This window comes from Streptomyces phaeochromogenes (assembly GCF_001418655.1).
GTDB lineage: Bacteria > Actinomycetota > Actinomycetes > Streptomycetales > Streptomycetaceae > Streptomyces > Streptomyces phaeochromogenes.
The window spans coordinates 1-19,319 of record NZ_LIQZ01000182.1 but is presented as its reverse complement, the minus strand read 5'-3'; the positions used below and the strand labels follow the sequence as shown (position 1 = coordinate 19,319).

Genomic DNA, 19,319 nt, shown 5'->3' with positions numbered 1-19,319 from the left:
ACCCGGCCACCGTTCGCCCTGCTGGCTGCCCTGTTGTCTGCCGTGTCGTCAGTCGTGTGGTCAGCTCTGCGGTTCGCTCTTGATCACCGCGAAGCGCGCGCCGTACGGGTCGGCGAGCTTGGCGATACGGCCTACGCCTTCCACCGACGTGGCGGGCATCCGGACCGTGCCGCCCAACTCCTCGGCCTTGGCGACCAGGGCATCGGTGTCCGTGACTTCGAAGTACGGCAGCCAGTAGGCGCCCGTCTCCCGCTCCGTCGGGTCGTCGGCCAGCGGGACGACACCGCCGAACATGGAGTCCTCGCCGCCCGCCGCGGGGTTGAGGCAGGTGTATGTGCCGCCCGGGAACGGCATGGCCGAGGTCTCCAGGCCCAGTACGGAGTAGTAGAAAGCTGCCGCCGCGGCGATGTCCGGTGTGTAGAGCTCGACCCAGCACAAGGAGCCCGGGTCGCCCGCGATGTCGATGCCGCGCAGTTGGCCCGGCTGCCAGACGCCGAAGGAGACGCCGGCCTTGTCGCTGAAGACGGCCAGTCGGCCCTCCTTCATGACGTCGTCCGGCGCCATGAGCACCCTGCCGCCGGTCTGCTCTACGGCCTTGGCCGTGGCGTCGGCGTCCGGGGTCTGAAAAAACACGTTCCAGGACGGTGGGCCCTGCTCGGGAGAGGTCTGCATGCCGCCGGCGGCGGTCTTCCCCGCCAGTTGGAAGAAGCCGTAACCGCCGGACTCCGGTCCCGCCGACCGGAAGTCCCAGCCGAAGAGGCGGTTATAGAAGGATGTGGCGCCGTCGATGTCGCTCGTGCCGAGATCGACCCAGTTCGGGGCGCCGGTGACGAAACGGGTGGTGAGCATGTTGCCCTCCTTTGAGGGGTCCCGTTGCCTGCACCCCGAGTCTTGCACCGCGCACTGACAATCGCTGCCGGAGCGCTGCCGCTGGGCTTGGTGGGGCTTGTGGTTACTCTTGGTAGTCGGGTGCTCCCTGTGTGGGGTGCTGTCTCGCTGTCCTAGTTGCGTGCGGGCCGGTGGGGGCTGGCCGCGCAGTTCCGCGCGCCCCTATAGGGCGCGCCGCCGTGCGGCCGGGCGGTTGTCGGCGGCACCATGGGGTCCGCGCGCATCAATGGGTCTGCGCTCGCGCTGGGGCCGGTCGCGGCGTGGAGGGCCCCAGCGGGGTGTCGGGGCTTGGCATTGATCCGGCGTTGATCGAACGTTTTTCGGTGCGCGGCACGATCCTGGGCATGCACAACGACACCATTGCCGCGCCCGACCTCTCCTGGCAGGAACAGGCACTGTGCGCCCAGACCGGATCCGAGTTCTTCTTTCCCGAGCCGGGCAGTTCGGTGCGTGAGGCGAAGCGCATCTGCGGACTGTGCGAGATACGCTCCGCCTGCCTCGAATACGCGCTCGACCACGACGAACGCTTCGGCGTCTGGGGTGGCCTGTCCGAGAAGGAGCGGCTCAGTCTCCGCCGCACGCAGGACCAGCAGCAGCACCAGCACCAGCAGCAGTACTGACGGCGGCGCCGGTTACTCGTATGTCTCACTCGTAGGTCTCACCCGTACGTCACGGTGAACCGCTCCGTCCCGGCCGGTACCCGCACGTCCTGGCCCGTCACCTCCAGGTCCCGCCCGTCCGCCGACGCCGCCCGCACCCGGCCGAACCGGCACGGATAAACGAACCGCACCCCGTCCGGAGCCTCCGTGATGTCGACGGTCACCGTTCGCTCGGCCATATCGTGCGCGAGCCGGTACCCGAACGGTTCCCCGAAGAGCGTGGGCGCCGCCTCCACCGCGACCTCCTCGCCCTCCGGCACCCAGTGCGGACGTATGCCCGGCGCGATGTAGAGATGCGGATCGCGGTCCTCGTCCGCCTCGAAGAAGAGGATGTCGCGGATCAGCAGCAGATACTCGGCAGCCGCCCAGCCGTGCGGGATGTCGCCCATGTACCAGGGCCGGTACGGGACTTCGGCGAAGTCCGAGGCGACCGGGAACGCGTGCTGCTCGTTCCACGCGCCAAGTGCCGCCACCCGTCCCGCCGTTCGTGGGAAGCCCGCGCCGACCGTCCAGCCGAGCAACTCGTCCATCCGTGCGGGATCACCCGCGAGCAGGTAGGCGTGCGCCAACTGGAGGGTCAGATAAGGCCCGTACGCGTTCCAGGCCGCCTCGTGGCGATAGCCGCCGGTGACGAAGTGCGCGTACATCGTGTCCAGGGTTGAGCGGGCGGCCCGGTCGACCTCCTCGCCCAGCTTGCTGCCCATGTGCAGGCGCAGCGGGTGGAAGTAGGCGGCCGTGCCGATCATCGTGGAGTCGAGCCGTCCGACGTCGGCGGGCCCGGTCGGGATGTACGTCTCCCAGGCGCCGCGAGCGCGCTGCTCGGCCAGCACCCAGCGGATCGAGTCGCCGGTGGCGCGCTTCAAGTCGTCGAAGGCGGCCCAGAGTTCGGGTACCTCCGGTGCGTCGATCCGTTCCGCGAGGCGCGCCGCCTCGTACAGCCCGGCGAGGCCCCAGAGGTCGTCCCAGTAGTGCGGCTTGTCGCGTTCGCCGAGGTGCTCGGCGCTCCAGCCGCTGTACAACAGTCCGTACCCGTCACGGTTGTCGCGGAGCCAGCGGGCCGCGTCGCGCACGTACGGGACGTACAACTTCGCCCCGAACGCCGTCTGTCGGCCGACGGTTCGGTCGAACCGGCCGATGGCCCACAGTGCCTGGCCGTTGCTGTCCCACTCGCGGTCGTCCTTCTCGTGCGGGCCGCCGTAGAAGCCGTACTCGGCGCAGGGGCCGATCCGGCCGGTGCCCCGGTTGAACCGCAGCGGGTAGTGCGTGCCCAACTGGTGCTCCGCCAGGGCGGAATCGCCGACCAGCGAGCAGGCTGTGGCCTCCACCGACGAGTCGCGGATCCAGAACGAGTCGTAGACCGTCGGGCCCGGATGGATCTCCCCGTGGTCGGAGAGGATCAGCAGCTGTGACCGCGACTGCCGGAAGAGGTCCGTCAGATGGCCGACCGGGGACGGTAGTTGAGGCTGGAGTCCCTGGCCCAGCAGCTTCGCCGCCCAGAAGTCGCGGTTGGCGGACTCCAGTTCAGTTGCCTGGGTTCCCTTCAGCTCCGCGAGATCGTCGGCTCCGGCGTACAGATCGACCGGTAGCCGTACGTCCAGCTCGAAGACCTCGTCCGCGGTGACCCGGAACGGCCAGGCGAACACGGCACTGCACAGCCCGGCCACCTGGTCCTGCGCGTCCAGGGCGCCGTTCAGCTTGCCGCCCGTAACCAGGTCGTGGAACGGGCTGTGCGCCAGATACGTGTCCGGATCGAAGGAGGAGTCCGGGTTGCCGTACACGCCGTACTGCTCGGGCGGGGTGTCGAAGACCGGCCCCCACCCCGAGTTGGTCTCCACGCGCTGTTCGTCCGGCAAGTGACGCAAGTAGGTCAGCCGCCGGTCGGTGATCTGACGGCCGTTGCGGTCGTGCCGCTGGAACCCGCTCGGCCCGGCGGGCATGACCGCCGCGCACAGCAATCCCTCGTGCGGCTGCCCGGTAGGGCTGCTCACCGTCACCCGTGAGACGACGAGGTCCCGCTGCCGTGCGCCGACGGGTGTGGCGAAGGTGCGCTGCACGAGCTCGACGCCCTCCGGAGTACGGAACGTCGTGACGACGACCGGTAAGTGCGGTGCCTCCATGCGCTGTTCGACGCTTCCGCCGTCCGGGAGCTGGGGCAGCCGCAGCGTGCCCGTCGCCGGATCGTGCAGGAAGAACGAGAGACAGTACTTGTCGTAGACCGGCTCGATCTCGCCGGCCTGCCCGATCAGGGATTCCTGCCGGTGGTCCTTGACCCCGACCATGTGCCAGTAGCGGTACAGGGCGTTGGAGGCGAAGGCCGCCTCCTTCGAGTCGTACGTGCCGGCGTCGAAGTCGTCGCTCCAGCGCCGGAAGGCCTGCTGCGCCCACCAGGGCACGGGATACGGAACCTGCCCCTTGCCCGCCCAGCCGCGCCACATGACCTCGTAGAACATCCACTCATGGGTCTGTGCCATGGTGTGTCACCCCCTCCGGGCACCGTTGCACCGCGGGGGCGACCCGTAAATGCGTACGACGGACGGTTAAATGCGTACGGCGGACGGGCGGGGCACGATGGGCGGCTTTCGGCTTCGGGGCAGGCCACATCGGTAATTCGGCGCGCACCACGGGCCCCGGCAGGCACAATCCACCCCATGGTCCACACCCCGCGGCACCAGGCCGAGAGCCTGCTGAACGCCCTCGATCCACTCCCGTACCCCCTGCGCATGCGCGAACTCGCCGCTCGCACACGGGAATTGGAGGAGACGCGTCCGCTGCTGGACGAACTCGAAACCCGCGGTGCCTACGAGCGAGGGCTCGCCGTCGTCGCGGCGGCCGTCGCCGGGGACACCGAGTGGATCGCGGCGCGTATCGCCGATCCGGACTCCTTCGTGCGCGGGCACGCGTTGCGTACCGCCGACAGTCTCCAAGTGCCGGACTCCGCCTACGAGTCGGCGCTCATCGACGCGCCCGAGGCGATACGCCGGCAGCTGCTGCGTGCTGTTGTCGCGGGCCGGCGCACCGCGCTGGCGGACCGGCTCGTCGACGGGGTGCGGGCGGAATGGGGCGACGAGGAGGCGGCACGGCTGCTGCCCGGGTGCTCCCCGGCGACGGTCGCCCGGCTGCTGCCCTCGCTGCTGCACGCCGTAAAGGGCTCGAAGTCCCTCGGCCGGCGGCACCCCGGGGCCCTACTGGGCGTGGTGGAACGGGAGTTGGCAGGGCTGCCGGAGTCGCTGCGTGACGCCTGGTGGCAGCGGTACTCGGAGGTCGTCGTCGTCACCGTGACCGCCGAGCCACTGCGGGTCCTGGAGCTGGTCGAGCGGTTCGGCCCCTCCAGGATCCCGGCTCAACTCCTCGACCGGGTGGGCGAGTTCGCCGCCGTCGCGCCGGAACGCGTGCTCCGGCTGCTGATCTCGGGCCGCTTCCCCTCCTACATCGGCGCACGCAGTCGCTCGCTGCAGCGCAGACTGGCCCGATCGGAAGCCGAGGAACTCGCCGTCTACGGGCGGATGCTGGCCGCGTCGGGTGGCCTCGCGCCGCTCCTGCAGGCGCTGCCGCCCGCTCGCCGTCACGCCTTCTACACGGCGTCGACCGCGGATCGGGGCGCCGGCGGTGCCTCCGTGGACGCGGTCATCCTTGAGGCGCTTCCCCGCAGTTGCGTCGCCGAGGAGGCCCGGCGTATGGCCGCCGCGGCACGCGAGCGCGGAGAGACATGGGACACCGTGCTGCTCGCCGAATCCTTCCTGCCCGTCGACGAGGTACGGGAGCGGCTCGTCGAGGCCACGCGCCGCCCCGCCGCCGAAGACCGGGCGCTGGCCTGGCCGTTGCTGATCCGCAACGCCGCCCGCTCCGGCGACTCCGCGGCCGTCACCTCCGTCCTGGAGGAGTCGGCCCGGCTGCGCAACGAACAGGACCCGGTGCGGCTGCCCGCTCTGAACGCGGTCTCCCGCACCCCGCCCGCCCTGTTCACCGAGGACGCCGAGCCGCACCTCGACCGGATCGCCGCCGACGCCGTCGAGGCCCGGGACTCCTCGCACCAGACCCGGGACAACCTCAGCGAGCTCGCCCTGTCCGTGCTGCGGGAGCACGCGGCGGGCGGGTCGCGCGAGTTGGTGAACTGGGCGCTGCGCACACTCGTCCGGATCTCCGGCAACACCGGACGCGCCGATCTGGGCCGACTCGACGAGAAGCTGCGGCGCGGCCAGGAACACCAGGTGTACGAGGCACTGCGGCCGTGGATCGAGGCGGGCGCGGAGAAGTCCGACTACAGCCTCGCCTTCTCGCTCGCCCGGGCCGTGGGACGTCGCACCGCGGGCATGCCCGAGCTGCAGGAACTCCTGTGGCAGGCCGTCAGGTTCGGAAGCGACGGCACTGTACGCGACGCGGTCGAGCTGTGGCTTGAGCCGCCCGCCACCCGTGACGAACGGGCCGCGCGCGTCCTCTCGCTCGAACCCTCGGCGGGAACACTGTGGCCGGTCCTGGACGTGATCACCCGACGCCGTACCGACCTCCTCGACGTGCTCCTCGCGGACACCCCGCCGTACGGGCGTTTCCTCACCAAGGGCAGCCCATGGACAGTGCCCGTGAACCACGACGTACGACGCTGGCTGCCACGTCAACAGGAGGCCGTAGCCCGGCAGTTGGCCGATCAGGCCGCCGATGCCGGGCTGCCGTCGTACACGCGGGTGGCCGCCATCGCGCAGGGCGCGCGGATACCGGGCGCGGGCGTCGGACTCGTACGCGACTGGACCGGCTCGTCGGACGTCGTGCTCGCGGAGGCCGCGCTCGGTGCGCTCGCCCACACCGACCGGCCGGGCGACGCATTGCCCGAACTCCTCGCGCACGCCGGGAACGACCGCGCCCGAGTCGCCGTGTACGCGGCCACCCGGGCATCCCGGCACGTGCCGCCGTCGCGGCTGGTGGAACAGCTGCGCGAGGTGCTGCTCGGCCCGGGCATCAAGGTGACCAGCCGCAAGGAGGCCGCCCGTCTGGCCGCCGCCCGGCTCCCGATACCGGTGGCCGCGGGGCTCCTCGCCGAGGCGTACGAGCGGCCCGGTGCCCACCTCGACGTCCGGGCCGCGTGTGTAGCCTTTGCGGGCACGCTGCTCACCGAGGAGAGTGTCTGGACGCTCCTGCACGACGCCTCGGGCGCCGAACCGGTGCTCCGCGCGGCCGTCCTGCGCGTCTCGCCCCTCGACCTGCCGGAACGGCACCGCGCGCGGTACGCCCGTCTCGTACGTGACGTGTGCGCGACCGACGACCCGGCGACGGCGACCCTCGCCTTCGCCGCCCTGTCCCACTGGGCGCCCTGGTCCCCGGACGCCCCCACCGTCCTGGCCTCGGCCACGGCGGACCTGTCGAACCGCACGAGCTGGCGGGCGGCGGGGCAGGGTCTCGTGGTCGCGGCGGCAGGAGCGGCCGGGGGAGCGGGGGGCCTGCGGGAGGCTCTGCGCGTACTGGCCGAGGCGGAGGGGGAATCCGAGTCCGAGCCCGAAATTGGGACCAGTGCCAACGCTTTCGCCGCCGACGCCGAAGCCCGTCGCGACCGCCCCGCCCGCCAACGGGTCGACTACCTCGTCGCCCGGCTCGCCCAGCAGGCCAGGACAGCCGCCGGGCCCATCCGGGAAGCGGCCCTAGGAGCCGGTGAGCTGCTCGCGAGCTATGACGGATTCGTACCGCAGGCCGCCACCATCGCGGCGTTCCATCTCGACCTGGACGCGGAGGCGGAGCAGGTCGACACGGCCCTGGACCGGCTGGCCGCGCTGACGGCAGGCCGGCCGGTGCTCGCGGCCCGCACCGCCACGGAACTCGCCGCCAGGCTCCGCCGGACGCAGGAGGGCGACGCCGAGATCCTGCTCGGCGCCGCCCAACGGCTGACTGTCCACGGCGGCCACAGCGAGGGACTGCTGGCCACGGCAATCACGGCCACACTCGGCACCCGCACGGGCTGGGCGCCTCAGTGGCGGGCCCAGCTACGGACCCTGCGCCGCCACCCGCAGCCCGACGTCCGCGACGCGGCACTGGCACAGATGACGGCGTACGAGTGAGCCAGGGGCTGCCCCAAGGGGCGCGGGGCTGTGTCGATATGCGGCTCCGCCGCGTGGGCGCGCTCAGCGCTCGGCGAGCCGCAGCTGAACGACTCGCCCGAGCCAATCGGTCAGACGGCCGCGGCCCTCGCCGCCATCCGCGCCTTGCGAGCCGCGAGCTTCTCGTCGAACTTGGAGGCCTCGGCGTCGAGCCCGCCCATGTAGAGACCGAGCTCTTCCTGGGCCTTGAGGCCCTCGGGGCCCAGGCCGTCGATCTGCAGGACCTTGAGGTGACGCAGCACCGGCATCAGCACGTCGTCGTGGTGGATCCGCATGTTGTAGACCTCGCCGATCGCCATCTGCGCGGCGGCCCGCTCGAAGCCGGGCATGCCGTGTCCGGGCATCCGGAACTGGACGACGACGTCCCGCACGGCCTGCATGGTCAGGTCCGGGGCGAGCTCGAACGCGGCCTTGAGGAGGTTGCGGTAGAAGACCATGTGCAGGTTCTCGTCGGTCGCGATGCGCGCCAGCATGCGGTCACAGACGGGGTCGCCCGACTGGTGGCCGGTGTTGCGGTGCGATACGCGGGTCGCGAGCTCCTGGAAGGCGACGTACGCGACGGAGTGCAGCATCGAGTGGCGGTTGTCCGACTCGAAGCCCTCGCTCATGTGCATCATGCGGAAGGCTTCGAGCTGGTCCGGGTCCACGGCGCGCGACGCGAGCAGGTAGTCGCGCATCACGATGCCGTGCCGGCCCTCCTCCGCGGTCCAGCGGTGCACCCAGGTGCCCCAGGCGCCGTCGCGGCCGAAGAGGGAAGCGATTTCGTGGTGGTAGCTGGGCAGGTTGTCCTCGGTGAGGAGGTTCACGACCAGCGCGATGCGGCCGAGCTCGGTGACCTTGGACTGTTCCTTGTCCCAGGCCTCGCCGTCCTCGAAGATGCCGGGGAAGTTGCGGGCGTCGGACCAGGGCACGTACTCGTGCGGCATCCAGTCCTTGGCGACCTTCAGGTGACGGTTGAGCTCGGTCTCCACCACTTCTTCCAGCGCGAACAGCAGCCGTGCGTCGGTCCAGTCGGAGGACGGGCTGCCGAGATGGGGAGAAGTGATCGTCACGAGGGCTCCAGAGGGGACGAAAATACTGAGCGTTCACACAACCTACGGCATCGTAGGCTACGTATCCGTAGGTTACGATGCCGTAGGTTAAGCGCGACGTAAAGAGCCCTGATCAGCAAGGATCTCTCCGGAGATCGGCAACAGCGGTCTCCCGGAGTCGCCCACCTGGCGGACACCGCAGGTCCCAGGGGGCGAACGGGTGTCCCAGTCGGTCGTTCAGGCGTACAGCCCCCTGAGCCGGACCGAGAGGCAAGTCACACAGCCTTCGAGCTTCTCGAACTCGCTGATGTCGACGAGGACGGGCTCGTGGCCGAGATCGGCGTACAGCTCGGCGGTCTTGGGTGCGCTGGCCGCCATCAGCAGCTTGCCGCCGCCGAGGAGCACCACGTGGGCGCCGGACTCCTCCGGCACCCCGAGGAAGCGCGGGAAGATCGACGGGGTGTCCACCAAGGGCTCGTGCCCGACGACCGTGCCGTCCGGGAGGGCGGTGACCGCCGATTTCAGGTGCAGCACCTTGCTCACGGGTACGGCCACGACGCGGGCGCCGAGCGGTTCGAAGGCGGCCCGCAGCTGCTGGATGCCGGCCCCGTTGGTCCGTCCGCCCCGGCCGACGTAGATCGTGTCGCCGACCTTCAGGACGTCACCGCCGTCGAGCGTGCCCGGCTCCCACACCCAGTTCACCGAGCAGCCGAGCCGTGCCACGGTCTCCTCGACCCCGGTGGTCTCGCCGCGCCGCGACTCCGCGCCGGAGCGGCCGATCAGCGCCACGTTGCGGTAGACGACCACCGCGTCCTCCACGAACACGGAGTCCGGGCAGTCGTCGGCGGGGTCCACCTCGACGGTCTCCCAGCCGTGCGTACGCAGTGCCTCCGCGTACGCCTCCCACTGTTCGGCCGCCAGCTCGACGTCGACCTTCGTGCGTTCGATGTGCGTGACCAGACCCTCGGCCAGGCGGGGGCTCGGGCGGCGGATGAGGGCTTTCTGGCTGGGCACGTACGTTTCTCCGTCTCGGCCGGTTGTGTCCCCGCACATCATGCAGCCCATGCCGGAGTCGCAACAGCCCCCCGGGGTGCGGGGCTGGAGAGGGGATTGTGGCGGGTGTGTCCCTATCCGCACTCCCTCCCGCGGTCGATCGCCCCCATGCCCTCGCCCTCATGCCCCCGCCGGAGCCCTACGCCACGAACCGCCGCAGGTGCTCCGCCGTGAACGACCCCTCCGCGTCCAGAAGCTGCCCCGGCGTCCCCTCGAAGACGACCCGCCCACCGTCCTTGCCGCCGTCGGGCCCCAGGTCGATGACCCAGTCGGCGTGGGCGACGACTTCGAGGTTGTGCTCGACGACCAGGACGGTGTTGCCCGCGTCGACCAGCCGGTCGAGGAGGGCGAGCAGGCCGTCGACGTCCGACATGTGCAGGCCGGTCGTCGGCTCGTCGAGCACGTACACCGCCCCCGTCCGGTGGAGCCGGGTCGCGAGTTTGATGCGCTGCCGTTCCCCGCCGGAGAGAGTGGACAGCGGCTGACCGAGCGTCAAATACGTTAGCCCTACGTCCCGTAGAGCCCGCAGACGGCGGCGGACGCCCGAGTCCTCGAAGAAGCCCAGGGCCTGATCGGCCGTCATCTCCAGTACGTCGACGATGGAGTTGCCGCCCACGGTCAGCCGCAGCACCTCGTCCTTGAAGCGCCGCCCCTCGCAGTCGGGGCAGGTCGTGGTCACCGGGTCCATGAACGCGAGGTCGGTGTAGCTGACCCCGCGCCCCTGGCAAGTCCCGCACGCTCCATCGGAGTTGAAGCTGAACAGGCCCGGCTCCACGCCAGTCTCCCGCGCGAAGATCTTCCGTACGGTGTCCATGACGCCGAGGTACGTCGCCGGAGTGGACCGCGCCGAGATGCCGATGGACGACTGGTCGACGACCACGGCGTCCGGGTGCGCGGCCGTGAACTCCTTCGAGACGAGCGTGCTCTTTCCCGAACCGGCGACACCGGTCACCGCGGTCAGCACACCCGTGGGGAACTCGACCGTCACGTCCCGCAGGTTGTGCAGTCCGGCACCCTTCACCCAGAGCCCGCCGGTGGCCGTCCGCGTCCGCCGCTTCACCTCGGTGCGGCGGCGCAGACAGCGGCCCGTCGGGGTGTCGGCCGAGGCCAGCCCGCCGGGAGTCCCCTCGAAGACGACCCGGCCGCCGTCCGCCCCCGCCCGCGGTCCCATATCGACGATGTGGTCGGCGAGGGCGATGACGTCCGGGTCGTGCTCGACGACCAGCACCGTGTTCCCCTTGTCCCGCAGCCGCAGCAGCAGATCCCCGAGCCGCCCCACGTCACGCGGGTGCAGCCCGACGCTCGGCTCGTCGAAGATGTACGTCATCCCGGTCAGGCTCGACCCGAGGTGCCGCACCATCTTCAGCCGCTGCCCCTCCCCGCCGGACAGCGTCTGCGTCTCCCGGTCCAGGCTGAGATAGCCGAGCCCGATCCCCTCGATCCGCTCCAGCGAAGCCACGGCGGCGGCTGCGACCGGAGTGGCGACCGGGTCGTCGATGTCCTTCAGTACGGGGATCAGGTCGCTGATCTGCATCCTGGTGCAGTCGGCGATGGACAGGCCGGGCCGCCCGGCGGGCCCGGTGCCGATCCGGGTGGCGAGTGCCGCCTCGTTCAGCCGCGCGCCCCGGCACCCCGGACAGAGCCCCTCCGTCATGAAGCCCTGCACCTGGTCGCGTGTCTTCTGGCTGAGCGCGGACAGGTCCCGCTTGAGATACAGCCGCTCGAAACGGTCGGCGAGCCCTTCGTAGTCGGTGTTCCAGGTGCCGCCCGAGCCGCTGATGGTGACCTTGCTGCCGGGCCGCCCGCGCAGCAGGAACTCCCGCTCGGCCGTGGTGAATTGGCGTACGGGCTTGTGCGGGTCCAGTTCGGTGGTGTTGGTGTACCCCTGCCCCTGCCAGGTCCCCGCGGCGAACGGCGGGAAGATGATCGCGCCGTCCGCCAGGGACAGGTCCGGATCCAGGATGCGGTCCCAGTCGGGCCGGACCGTGCGCCCGAGGCCGTCGCACTCGGGGCACATGCCCGACGGATCGTTGAACGAGTACGCGGTGGCCGGGCCCGCGCTCGGGCTGCCGTGCCGCGAGAACAGCACCCGGATCACCGAGTACACGTCCGTCATCGTGCCCACCGTCGACCGGGAGTGGCCGCCGACCGGTTTCTGGTCGACGACGATCGCCGGCGAGAGGTCCTCGATGGCCTCCGCGTGCGGTCGCTCGTACTTCGGCAGCCGGTTGCGGACGAACCAGGTGAAGGTCTCGTTCAGCTGGCGCTGCGACTCGACCGCGATGGTGTCGAAGACGACCGACGACTTCCCCGACCCCGACACCCCGGTGAAGACCGTGAGCCGGCCCTTCGGGATGCGCAGGGTCACGTCCTGGAGGTTGTTCTCCCGGGCCCCGACCACCCGGATGAACGAGTGCGTACCGGAAACGTGCTGGTCAGGGCCGGTGGCGGGCTGATGTGTACCGGTGGTCAACTGGCTCATACCGCCGAAGCTAGCCGGGATACCCGACAGCTTCTGGCGTGATTTCCTTGAGTTCTCCTCCTTCCAGCAGCAGCCAGCGGGTGATCCCGATGGACTCCAGGAACGGCACGTCGTGGCTGGCCACGATCAGCGCTCCCTCGTACGACTCCAGGGCCGTGGTGAGCTGCCGCACGCTCGCCATGTCCAGGTTGTTGGTCGGCTCGTCCAGCATCAGGACCTGCGGCGCGGGCTCGGCGAGCATCAGCGCGGCCAGGGCCGCCCGGAACCGCTCGCCGCCGGAGAGCGTCGCCGCCCGCTGGTCGGCCCGCGCGCCCCGGAACAGGAAGCGGGCCAGCCGCGCCCGGACCCGATTGTTGGTGGCGCCGGGCGAGAACCGGGCCACGTTCTCGGCGACCGTCAGCTCGTCGTCGAGCACGTCGAGCCGCTGCGGCAGGAAACGCAGGGGCACATGTGCCCGCGCCTCCCCGGAGACCGGTTCCAGCTCTCCCGCGATCGTCCGCAGCAGAGTCGTCTTGCCCGACCCGTTGCGCCCGATCAGCGCGACCCGCTCGGGCCCGCGCAGATCGAAGCTGCCCACGCTAGCGCCGTACGCCAACTCCAGGTCCAGGAGCGTCAGTACGTTCCGGCCCGGCGGTACGGCCGTGTACGGCAGGTCGACGCGGATCTCGTCGTCGTCCCGCACCGCGTCCACGGCGTCGTCGAGGCGCTCCTTCGCCTCGGCGAGTTTCTCCTCGTGCATGATCCGGTGCTTGCCCGCGGACTCCTGGGCGGCCCGTTTGCGGGCACCCATGACGATCTTCGGCTCGCGCTTCTGCTCGAACATCTTCTGTCCGTACTTCTTGCGCCGGGCCAACTTGACCTGCGCCTCGGCCAGTTCACGCTTCTGCTTCTTCAGATCGGACTCGGCGACACGCACCATGCGCTCGGCCGCCTCCTGCTCGGTGGCGAGCGCCTCCTCGTACGCCGAGTAGTTGCCGCCGTACCAGGTCACCTCGCCGGAACGCAGATCGGCGATCTGGTCGACCAGGTCCAGGAGTTCACGGTCGTGGCTGACCACGATCATGACTCCGGACCAGGCTTCGACGGCCGCGTACAGCCGTCGGCGCGCGTACAGGTCGAGGTTGTTGGTGGGCTCGTCGAGGAGGAGGACGTCGGGCCGGCGCAGCAGCAGCGCTGCCAGCCGCAGCAGCACCGACTCGCCGCCCGAGACCTCGCCGATGGTGCGGTCCAACTCGATGTGGCCGAGGCCGAGTTCGCCGAGGGTCGCGACGGCTCGCTCCTCCACGTCCCAGTCGTCGCCCACGACGTCGAAGTGCGCCTCGGACACGTCGCCCGCCTCGATGGCGTGCAGCGCGGTCCGCTTGGCGGCGATGTCCAGCGCCTCGTCGACCCGCAGACCGGTGTCCAGGGTGACGTTCTGCGGCAGATAGCCGACCTCGCCCGCGACACGCACGGTGCCGTCGGCCGGGGTCAGTTGCCCGGCGATCAGCTTCAACAGGGTTGATTTTCCTGATCCGTTGACGCCGACGAGGCCGGTTCTGCCGGGTCCGAAAGCCACCTGCAGATCGTCGAAGACGGAGGTGCCGTCCGGCCAGGCGAAGGAAAGGGAGGTACAGGTGATGGAGGTGGGGAAGGTTGACATACGCGCCTCGCGGTACTTGATGCGGTCAGGGCAACGCGTATCGAGACACCGGGGCGGCGACGACGGCCGAGAGGACGGACAGAGATCCTCAAGGCATCCTCGGAGGGAAGGGGAAGGCCCTGTTCCGAAGGACGGCTCGAATGCCGAGGTCGCACGCTGCGCACACACGGATACGTGTGTGACGAGGTGTCTCAGGACCTCAGACGAGCAACGTCCTTCTCCAATCGGCGACAACAGAACCGTCATACACCGTACGAAGGGCTCTCACGGCTGTCAACGAATTAACGTGAGCCCCCACCTCGACCGCACCAAGGAGACCCCGTGCCCACCGGTTCCCTCTCGTTGCCCGCCCGGCTCTACCTGCTGGCCTGGGACACCACGAAGCTGAAGGTCACCGACGCCGCCCACCTTCCCCATCTCGTCCGGGCCGGTGCCCTCACCGAGCTGGCACAGCGCGGGCTGCTCGCCGACGTGGACGGCATCGCCACGCCCACGGACCCCGACGCCCAGACCGGGGACCCCGTCCTCGACGGGCTCCTGGAACTCGTCGAGGAGTCCCGCCCGCACAGGTGGAAGACCTGGGTCGGCCTGCGGGCCCGCGTCACCCTGGACGCCGTACGGGCGCAGCTCGCCGCCGACGGGTACCTGCGCGCGGAGAAGACACGGGTGCTCGGGGTGTTCCCGTCCGTGGAGTACGAGATCGACCGCGTCGCCGTCGTGGACGCGTTGCGCGTGGAGGCCCGGGAGGTACTGGAGGGGCCCGTGCCCGTCGAGGAGGTGCCCGAGCAGGACGCGGCACTCGTCGCCCTCGCCGCCGGGGCCGAGCTGCGCACCCTGCTGTCGGGCAAGGAGCAGCGGCAGTACAAGCAGCGGATCGAGGACCTGGTCGAACGCAGCGGGGCGACCACTCCCGCCTTGAAGAAGGCCGTCCAGGAGGTCCGTTCGGCGGTGGTCCTGGTGATGACGACGACAGGGGTGCCCGGAAGCTGAGCGCGGGAGCCGCCCCCGCCCCGCGGGTGAGGCACGGAGGGATGTCGGACCCGGCGCCCCGTCCGTCGCCGAGCTGTCCTCACTCGGCGTCGCCCGGATCGGTGTCGGCGCGGGCATCGCGCAGGCCGCACACGCGCTTGTCCGCCGTGCCGCGCGGGAGCTGCTGGGCACGGGAACGTACGAGTCGCCGGCCGGCGGACTCGACCACGGCGAGCTCAACACCCTGCTGGGGAAGGGGCGCCGACCTCTCCGGGATCTCTCCGGAAGGGGTCAGCAGGCGTCCCGCAGCAGCTCGGCGAGCTGCTGGTCCAGGTCCTGGTGCAGATGCTCCAGACCGAAGGGCACGACCTGGGTCGTACTCTCCAGGAAGCGCCGCAGCTCGCCCGTGCGGACGTGGACCACGGCGGTGCCCTCGGGGGCGTGGAACTCCAGGACGATGCGGTCGTACCCGTACGGCCGCACGCGGACGTCCCCGCGGCCCACCGGCTCCTCCAGGCCCGAGGCGAGCAGCTCGCGGGCGAAGGTCCAGATCACGTCCACGCCTTCGAGCGTGGCAGGGGCCGGGAAGGACATGCGGACGGCGAAGGGGTCGTGCGGGTCGTACCGGAGGGTTGCGGGAATGCTCGGCATCCGCGGAGCCGCGGCGACGAGACGGGCCTCTACGGGCTGCTCGATGACGGTGGACAACGCCTTGCTCCCTTGTGACGGCTGGACGAACGGCGGACGGATGAGCCGGGCACTTGTAGAGACGCTCGAACCGGCCGATCCGTGCGCATGAAAGTGCATGAAATTCGAGTGACCTCCGTCACCGCCTTCAATCACGGAAGTGATCAAAGATTCCTCAAGTGACCGCCGATGCCTTCCGGGGCATCTGGACGCCACTGGGGGAGTGGGCTAGCTTCGCCCGCCATGAGGGGCTTGGGGAAGACGCGACGCACGAGACATACGAGATCCACAGGCCGTACGGGATCCACGAGGCGACTGGTGACGGCGGCGGCGTGCGGATTCGCACTCGCCGCCACGCTCACGGCACCCGCGCAGGCACACGGACCGGACCAGGGATCGGGCCAGGTGGCGGACAACAGGCCGGGCGGCGGCCCGGGCAGCGGCTCCGGTGGCGGGAAGGCGCCGCACTGGGAGCTGAAGGACAGCGGCGCGGACGTCCGCTTCCGCGGGCTCTCCGCCGTCAGCCGGAACACCGCCTGGCTGGCCGGGTCCAAGGGAACCGTGCTGCGCACCGCCGACGGCGGCAAGAACTGGCGGAACGTATCGCCGCCGGGAGCCGCCGAGTTGGAGTTCCGCGACATCGAGGCCTTCGACGGCAGGCGTGCCGTGGTGCTGGCCATCGGCGAGGGCGAGGCGTCCAGGGTCTTCCGGACCGAGGACGGCGGCGCGACCTGGACCGAGTCGTTCCGCAACACCGACGCCAAGGCCTTCTACGACTGCATCACCTTCTTCGACAGCCGCCACGGCCTGGCCATGAGCGACCCGGTGGACGGCAAGTTCCGCATCCTGTCGACCCGCGACGGCGGACGCTCCTGGAAGGTGCTGCCGAGCGCCGGCATGCCCGCGGCCCAGCCGGGCGAGGCGGGCTTCGCGGCGAGTGGACAGTGCCTGGTGAGCTCGGGGTCGCGGGACGTGTGGCTGGCCACCGGCGGAGCGGCACGCGCGCGCGTGCTGCACTCCTCCGACCGGGGCCTGACCTGGACGGTCACCGACACGCCGATCCCGGCGGGCGACCCGGCGCGCGGCGTCTTCGCCGTCGCCTTCCGCGACCGGACGCACGGCATCGCGGTCGGCGGCGACTACCGCGCCGACCAGGCCTCCCCGCAGGCCGCCGCGACCAGCCGCGACGGTGGCCGCACCTGGACGACGGCCGGCACACCGCCGCCCGCCTACCGCTCGGGCGTCACCTGGCTCCCGCACAGCCGCACGTCGGCCCTCGCGGTAGGCCCCACCGGCACCGACCTCACCACGGACGGTGGCCGCACCTGGCGCACCGTGGACACCGGCTCGTACGACACCGTGGACTGCACCCCCGACCGGGCCTGCTGGGCCTCCGGCGAGAAGGGCCGGGTGGCCCGCCTGGAGCGCTGACCGGGGTCCCCCGGGCGAACGGGACCGGAACGGGTACGGCAAGTGACCGTCGGCCGCGGGGTCGTACGCTCGTCACATCATGACGACGACCGTACGCATCCCCGCGGGCTGGCCCGCCACCGAGGACCAGGCCCGGGCCGTGCAGGACGAGTTGCGGGGGCGGGTGGTGCTCGACGAGCCCGGGCCGCCGCCGGGAACCGGCCGGGTGACCGGGGTCGACGTGGCGTACGACGACGAGCGCGATGTCGTCGTGGCCGCGGCCGTCGTGCTCGACGCGTCGACCCTCGACGTGGTCGCCGAGGCCACGGCCGTGGGACAGGTGCCGTTCCCGTACGTCCCCGGGCTGCTGGCCTTCCGGGAGATCCCGGCCGTCCTGGCCGCCCTCGAAGCGCTGCCGTGCGCACCGGGCCTGGTCGTCTGCGACGGCTACGGTCTCGCCCACCCGCGCCGCTTCGGCCTGGCCAGCCACCTCGGCGTCCTCACCGGCCTTCCGACGGTCGGCGTCGCCAAGAACCCGTTCACCTTCACGTACGAGGAGCCGGGCGCCCCACGCGGATCCGCCTCACCGCTGCTCGCGGGCGAGGAGGAGGTCGGCCGGGCGCTGCGCACCCAGCCGGGCGTCAAGCCGGTGTTCGTCTCCGTCGGCCACCGGGTGACCCTGGACACCGCTTGCGCCCACACCCTCCATCTCGCGCCGCGCTTCCGCCAACCGGAGACGACCAGGCACGCGGACGCCCTGTGCCGACGCGCGCTGAAGGCGACGGCCGCCTGAGGACGACCCCTGAGGGCGGCCCCTGAGTACGCGTACTCGGCGCCGGTTTCTGAGTACGCCTTCTGAGTACCGGTTCTGAGTATCTGTACGGATGCCGGGCCCCCGGCATGATCGGCAGGCTGTGACGCATGACGACACACCGCGCCCCGAAGCCCGCCACCAGCCCCACCCAGCCCGTCGAGCGGGCCGTGATGGCCGGACTGCTCCTCGCCGTCCTCGCCGGAGTCGCCTGGATAGCCGGGATGATCTACACGGTCATGGGGTGGCCGCTCTGAGCAGTTCCTCGCGGCCGATGACGTCGGCCCGTGTGGCCGGCACCGTGCACGCGTACGCCCCGGCGATCGCGCCGAAGAGCCCGCACCGCTCGGGCGGTTCGCCGCTCAGCCGGCCGAAGAGATAGCCCGCCGCGAAGGCGTCCCCGGCCCCGTTCGAGTCCACGACCGGCGCGCTCGGCGTGACGGCCGGGATGCGGGTCAGTTCACCGTCCAGCAACTGGTACGCGCCCTCGGCCCCGGCGGTCGCGACGACCACCTCGGCCCGGCCCCGCTCGGCGATCCGCCGCATGGTCCGCTCCGGGTCCGCCAGCTCGGCCGCCGACAGGAACACGACGTCGGCCTCGTACGCGAACGCCTCGTGATACGCCTGCGTACCGTCCCAGTTGTGCAGATCGGTCGAGATGCTCACCCCCGCCTCGCGCAGCTCCGGAAGGGCGTACGCGCAGGGGTGCGTGATGGAGACATGCGCGTGCCGGCTCCTCGCGGCGAGGGCCCGTACGGTCTCCGGGGGCAGCCGGTCCTCCTCCCGCGCGCGCGTGCTGTCGTACAGCGAGAGCCGCCGCCCGTCCGGCCCGACGAGGTTCACCGCCCGCTTGGTACCGGCCGGCTGCGGAACCTCGGTGAGCGCGATACCCCGGTCGCGGTGAAGCGCCCGCACCAGATCCCCCGCGTGATCCTCACCGAGCATGTCGAGATGGTGCGCCCGCAGCCCGAGCGCATGCACCCCGAGCGCCACGAAGTCCCCGGTCTGCCCGGCCCGCGTCTCGATCGCGGGCACCATGTGGCTGTCGGCGAAGGGCAGCGGCAACTCGGGCACGTACACGATGGTGTCGACCCCGGCACCACCGAGAACGAGCACGTCGATCGCGCGGCTCAAGTGCACTCCTGTGGTGGCCGGGGTCCAGGCTCGCGGGGCGCCTCGCGGAGCACTACCGCGTGGCGGCAACCCGGAAACTGATCCCAGCTCCCCGCAGCCGCTCAATCAGCGAGTCCCCCATGGCAACAGCCGTCGTCACCTGCCCAGACGTCGAGGGAAGCTCGTCGAACGCAAGGCACAACGCGGACTCGGCCAGCATCTTCGCGGTGTCCCCGTACCCGGGATCCCCACCGGAGACCTCGGTGAACACGCGCCGACCACCCCCCTCGCCGACGAACCGCACGGAGAACCAACTCTCCGCCCGCTTCTCCTCGCTGGGCCCGTCGCCGGGCTTGAGCCGGTCCGACAGCCACCGCCGCACCGGCGGCACCTGCGCCGCCGCGATGACCGCCCCGGCCCCCGCCGCCCCGCCCACCGCGAACGGCAGCGTCTCGACGGCCGCGTAGTGCCGGTAACGGAAGTCGGGCCCGTAC

15 protein-coding genes and 1 pseudogene are annotated in these 19,319 nt (G+C 71.0%); 7 read left to right on the top strand and 9 right to left on the bottom strand.

Translation table 11 applies throughout. From position 1 onward, the window contains the following. Positions 1 to 60: 60 nt before the first annotated feature. Positions 61 to 849 (bottom strand): VOC family protein, encoded by a 789-nt coding sequence (locus tag AOK17_RS24550; protein ID WP_055614712.1) that lies wholly within the window; start codon positions 847 to 849, stop codon positions 61 to 63. A 383-nt stretch (positions 850 to 1,232) separates the two neighbouring features. On the opposite strand from AOK17_RS24550, the gene AOK17_RS24545 reads away from it, so the two are divergent. Then, positions 1,233 to 1,508, top strand: coding sequence for a WhiB family transcriptional regulator (locus AOK17_RS24545; RefSeq protein ID WP_206190819.1), 276 nt, complete (start codon positions 1,233 to 1,235; stop codon positions 1,506 to 1,508). Between the two features lie 38 nt (positions 1,509 to 1,546). On the opposite strand, the gene AOK17_RS24540 is transcribed toward AOK17_RS24545, so the two are convergent. Next, on the bottom strand, positions 1,547 to 4,018 hold the full coding sequence (locus tag AOK17_RS24540) for a hypothetical protein (RefSeq protein ID WP_055614710.1): 2,472 nt from the start codon (positions 4,016 to 4,018) through the stop codon (positions 1,547 to 1,549). A gap of 177 nt (positions 4,019 to 4,195) precedes the next feature. Between AOK17_RS24540 and AOK17_RS24535 the strand changes: the two genes are divergently transcribed. Continuing rightward, positions 4,196 to 7,588 (top strand): hypothetical protein, encoded by a 3,393-nt coding sequence (locus AOK17_RS24535; protein WP_055614709.1) that lies wholly within the window; start codon positions 4,196 to 4,198, stop codon positions 7,586 to 7,588. A 110-nt stretch (positions 7,589 to 7,698) separates the two neighbouring features. Here AOK17_RS24535 and AOK17_RS24530 read toward each other — a convergent pair whose 3' ends face one another. From AOK17_RS24530 to AOK17_RS24515, 4 genes are all read right to left on the bottom strand, one after another. Continuing rightward, positions 7,699 to 8,679, bottom strand: a complete 981-nt coding sequence (locus AOK17_RS24530; protein ID WP_055614708.1) for an acyl-ACP desaturase — start codon at positions 8,677 to 8,679, stop codon at positions 7,699 to 7,701. A 216-nt stretch (positions 8,680 to 8,895) separates the two neighbouring features. Then, positions 8,896 to 9,672, bottom strand: coding sequence for a dimethylargininase (ddaH, locus tag AOK17_RS24525; protein WP_055614707.1), 777 nt, complete (start codon positions 9,670 to 9,672; stop codon positions 8,896 to 8,898). 178 nt (positions 9,673 to 9,850) lie between these two features. Further along, a complete protein-coding gene (locus tag AOK17_RS24520; RefSeq protein WP_079053258.1) occupies positions 9,851 to 12,193 on the bottom strand; it encodes an ATP-binding cassette domain-containing protein in 2,343 nt (780 codons plus the stop codon). A 10-nt stretch (positions 12,194 to 12,203) separates the two neighbouring features. Then, the gene (locus tag AOK17_RS24515) at positions 12,204 to 13,835 is read right to left on the bottom strand and encodes an ABC-F family ATP-binding cassette domain-containing protein (protein ID WP_055614706.1); all 1,632 of its coding nucleotides are present in this window, start codon (positions 13,833 to 13,835) and stop codon (positions 12,204 to 12,206) included. Between the two features lie 321 nt (positions 13,836 to 14,156). On the opposite strand from AOK17_RS24515, the gene AOK17_RS24510 reads away from it, so the two are divergent. Then, positions 14,157 to 14,825, top strand: coding sequence for a GOLPH3/VPS74 family protein (locus AOK17_RS24510; protein WP_055614705.1), 669 nt, complete (start codon positions 14,157 to 14,159; stop codon positions 14,823 to 14,825). A gap of 46 nt (positions 14,826 to 14,871) precedes the next feature. Next, a pseudogene (locus AOK17_RS53985) lies at positions 14,872 to 15,066 on the top strand (isocitrate lyase/phosphoenolpyruvate mutase family protein); the annotation flags it as partial. A gap of 29 nt (positions 15,067 to 15,095) precedes the next feature. On the opposite strand, the gene ssgD reads toward AOK17_RS53985, so the two are convergent. Beyond that, entirely contained in the window at positions 15,096 to 15,512 is a 417-nt protein-coding gene (gene ssgD, locus AOK17_RS24505; protein WP_055614704.1) for a spore wall synthesis regulator SsgD, read from the bottom strand. A 297-nt stretch (positions 15,513 to 15,809) separates the two neighbouring features. Between ssgD and AOK17_RS24500 the strand changes: the two genes are divergently transcribed. From AOK17_RS24500 to mmpA, 3 genes are all read left to right on the top strand, one after another. Next, positions 15,810 to 16,922: a WD40/YVTN/BNR-like repeat-containing protein gene (locus AOK17_RS24500; RefSeq protein WP_079053257.1), complete on the top strand. Its 1,113-nt coding sequence runs from the start codon at positions 15,810 to 15,812 to the stop codon at positions 16,920 to 16,922. Positions 16,923 to 17,001: 79 nt separating this feature from the next. Continuing rightward, positions 17,002 to 17,694, top strand: coding sequence for an endonuclease V (locus AOK17_RS24495; protein ID WP_055614703.1), 693 nt, complete (start codon positions 17,002 to 17,004; stop codon positions 17,692 to 17,694). 128 nt (positions 17,695 to 17,822) lie between these two features. After that, complete coding sequence (gene mmpA / locus AOK17_RS51325; RefSeq protein WP_169801948.1) at positions 17,823 to 17,969, top strand: morphogenic membrane protein MmpA; 147 nt, start codon at positions 17,823 to 17,825, stop codon at positions 17,967 to 17,969. Here mmpA and AOK17_RS24490 read toward each other — a convergent pair. Beyond that, on the bottom strand, positions 17,950 to 18,846 hold the full coding sequence (locus AOK17_RS24490) for an adenosine kinase (RefSeq protein WP_055614702.1): 897 nt from the start codon (positions 18,844 to 18,846) through the stop codon (positions 17,950 to 17,952). The two genes, mmpA and AOK17_RS24490, sit on opposite strands and share 20 nt — an antisense overlap. A gap of 52 nt (positions 18,847 to 18,898) precedes the next feature. Continuing rightward, positions 18,899 to 19,319: saccharopine dehydrogenase family protein (locus AOK17_RS24485; protein ID WP_483855181.1), on the bottom strand; the 421-nt coding region annotated here is incomplete at its 5' end.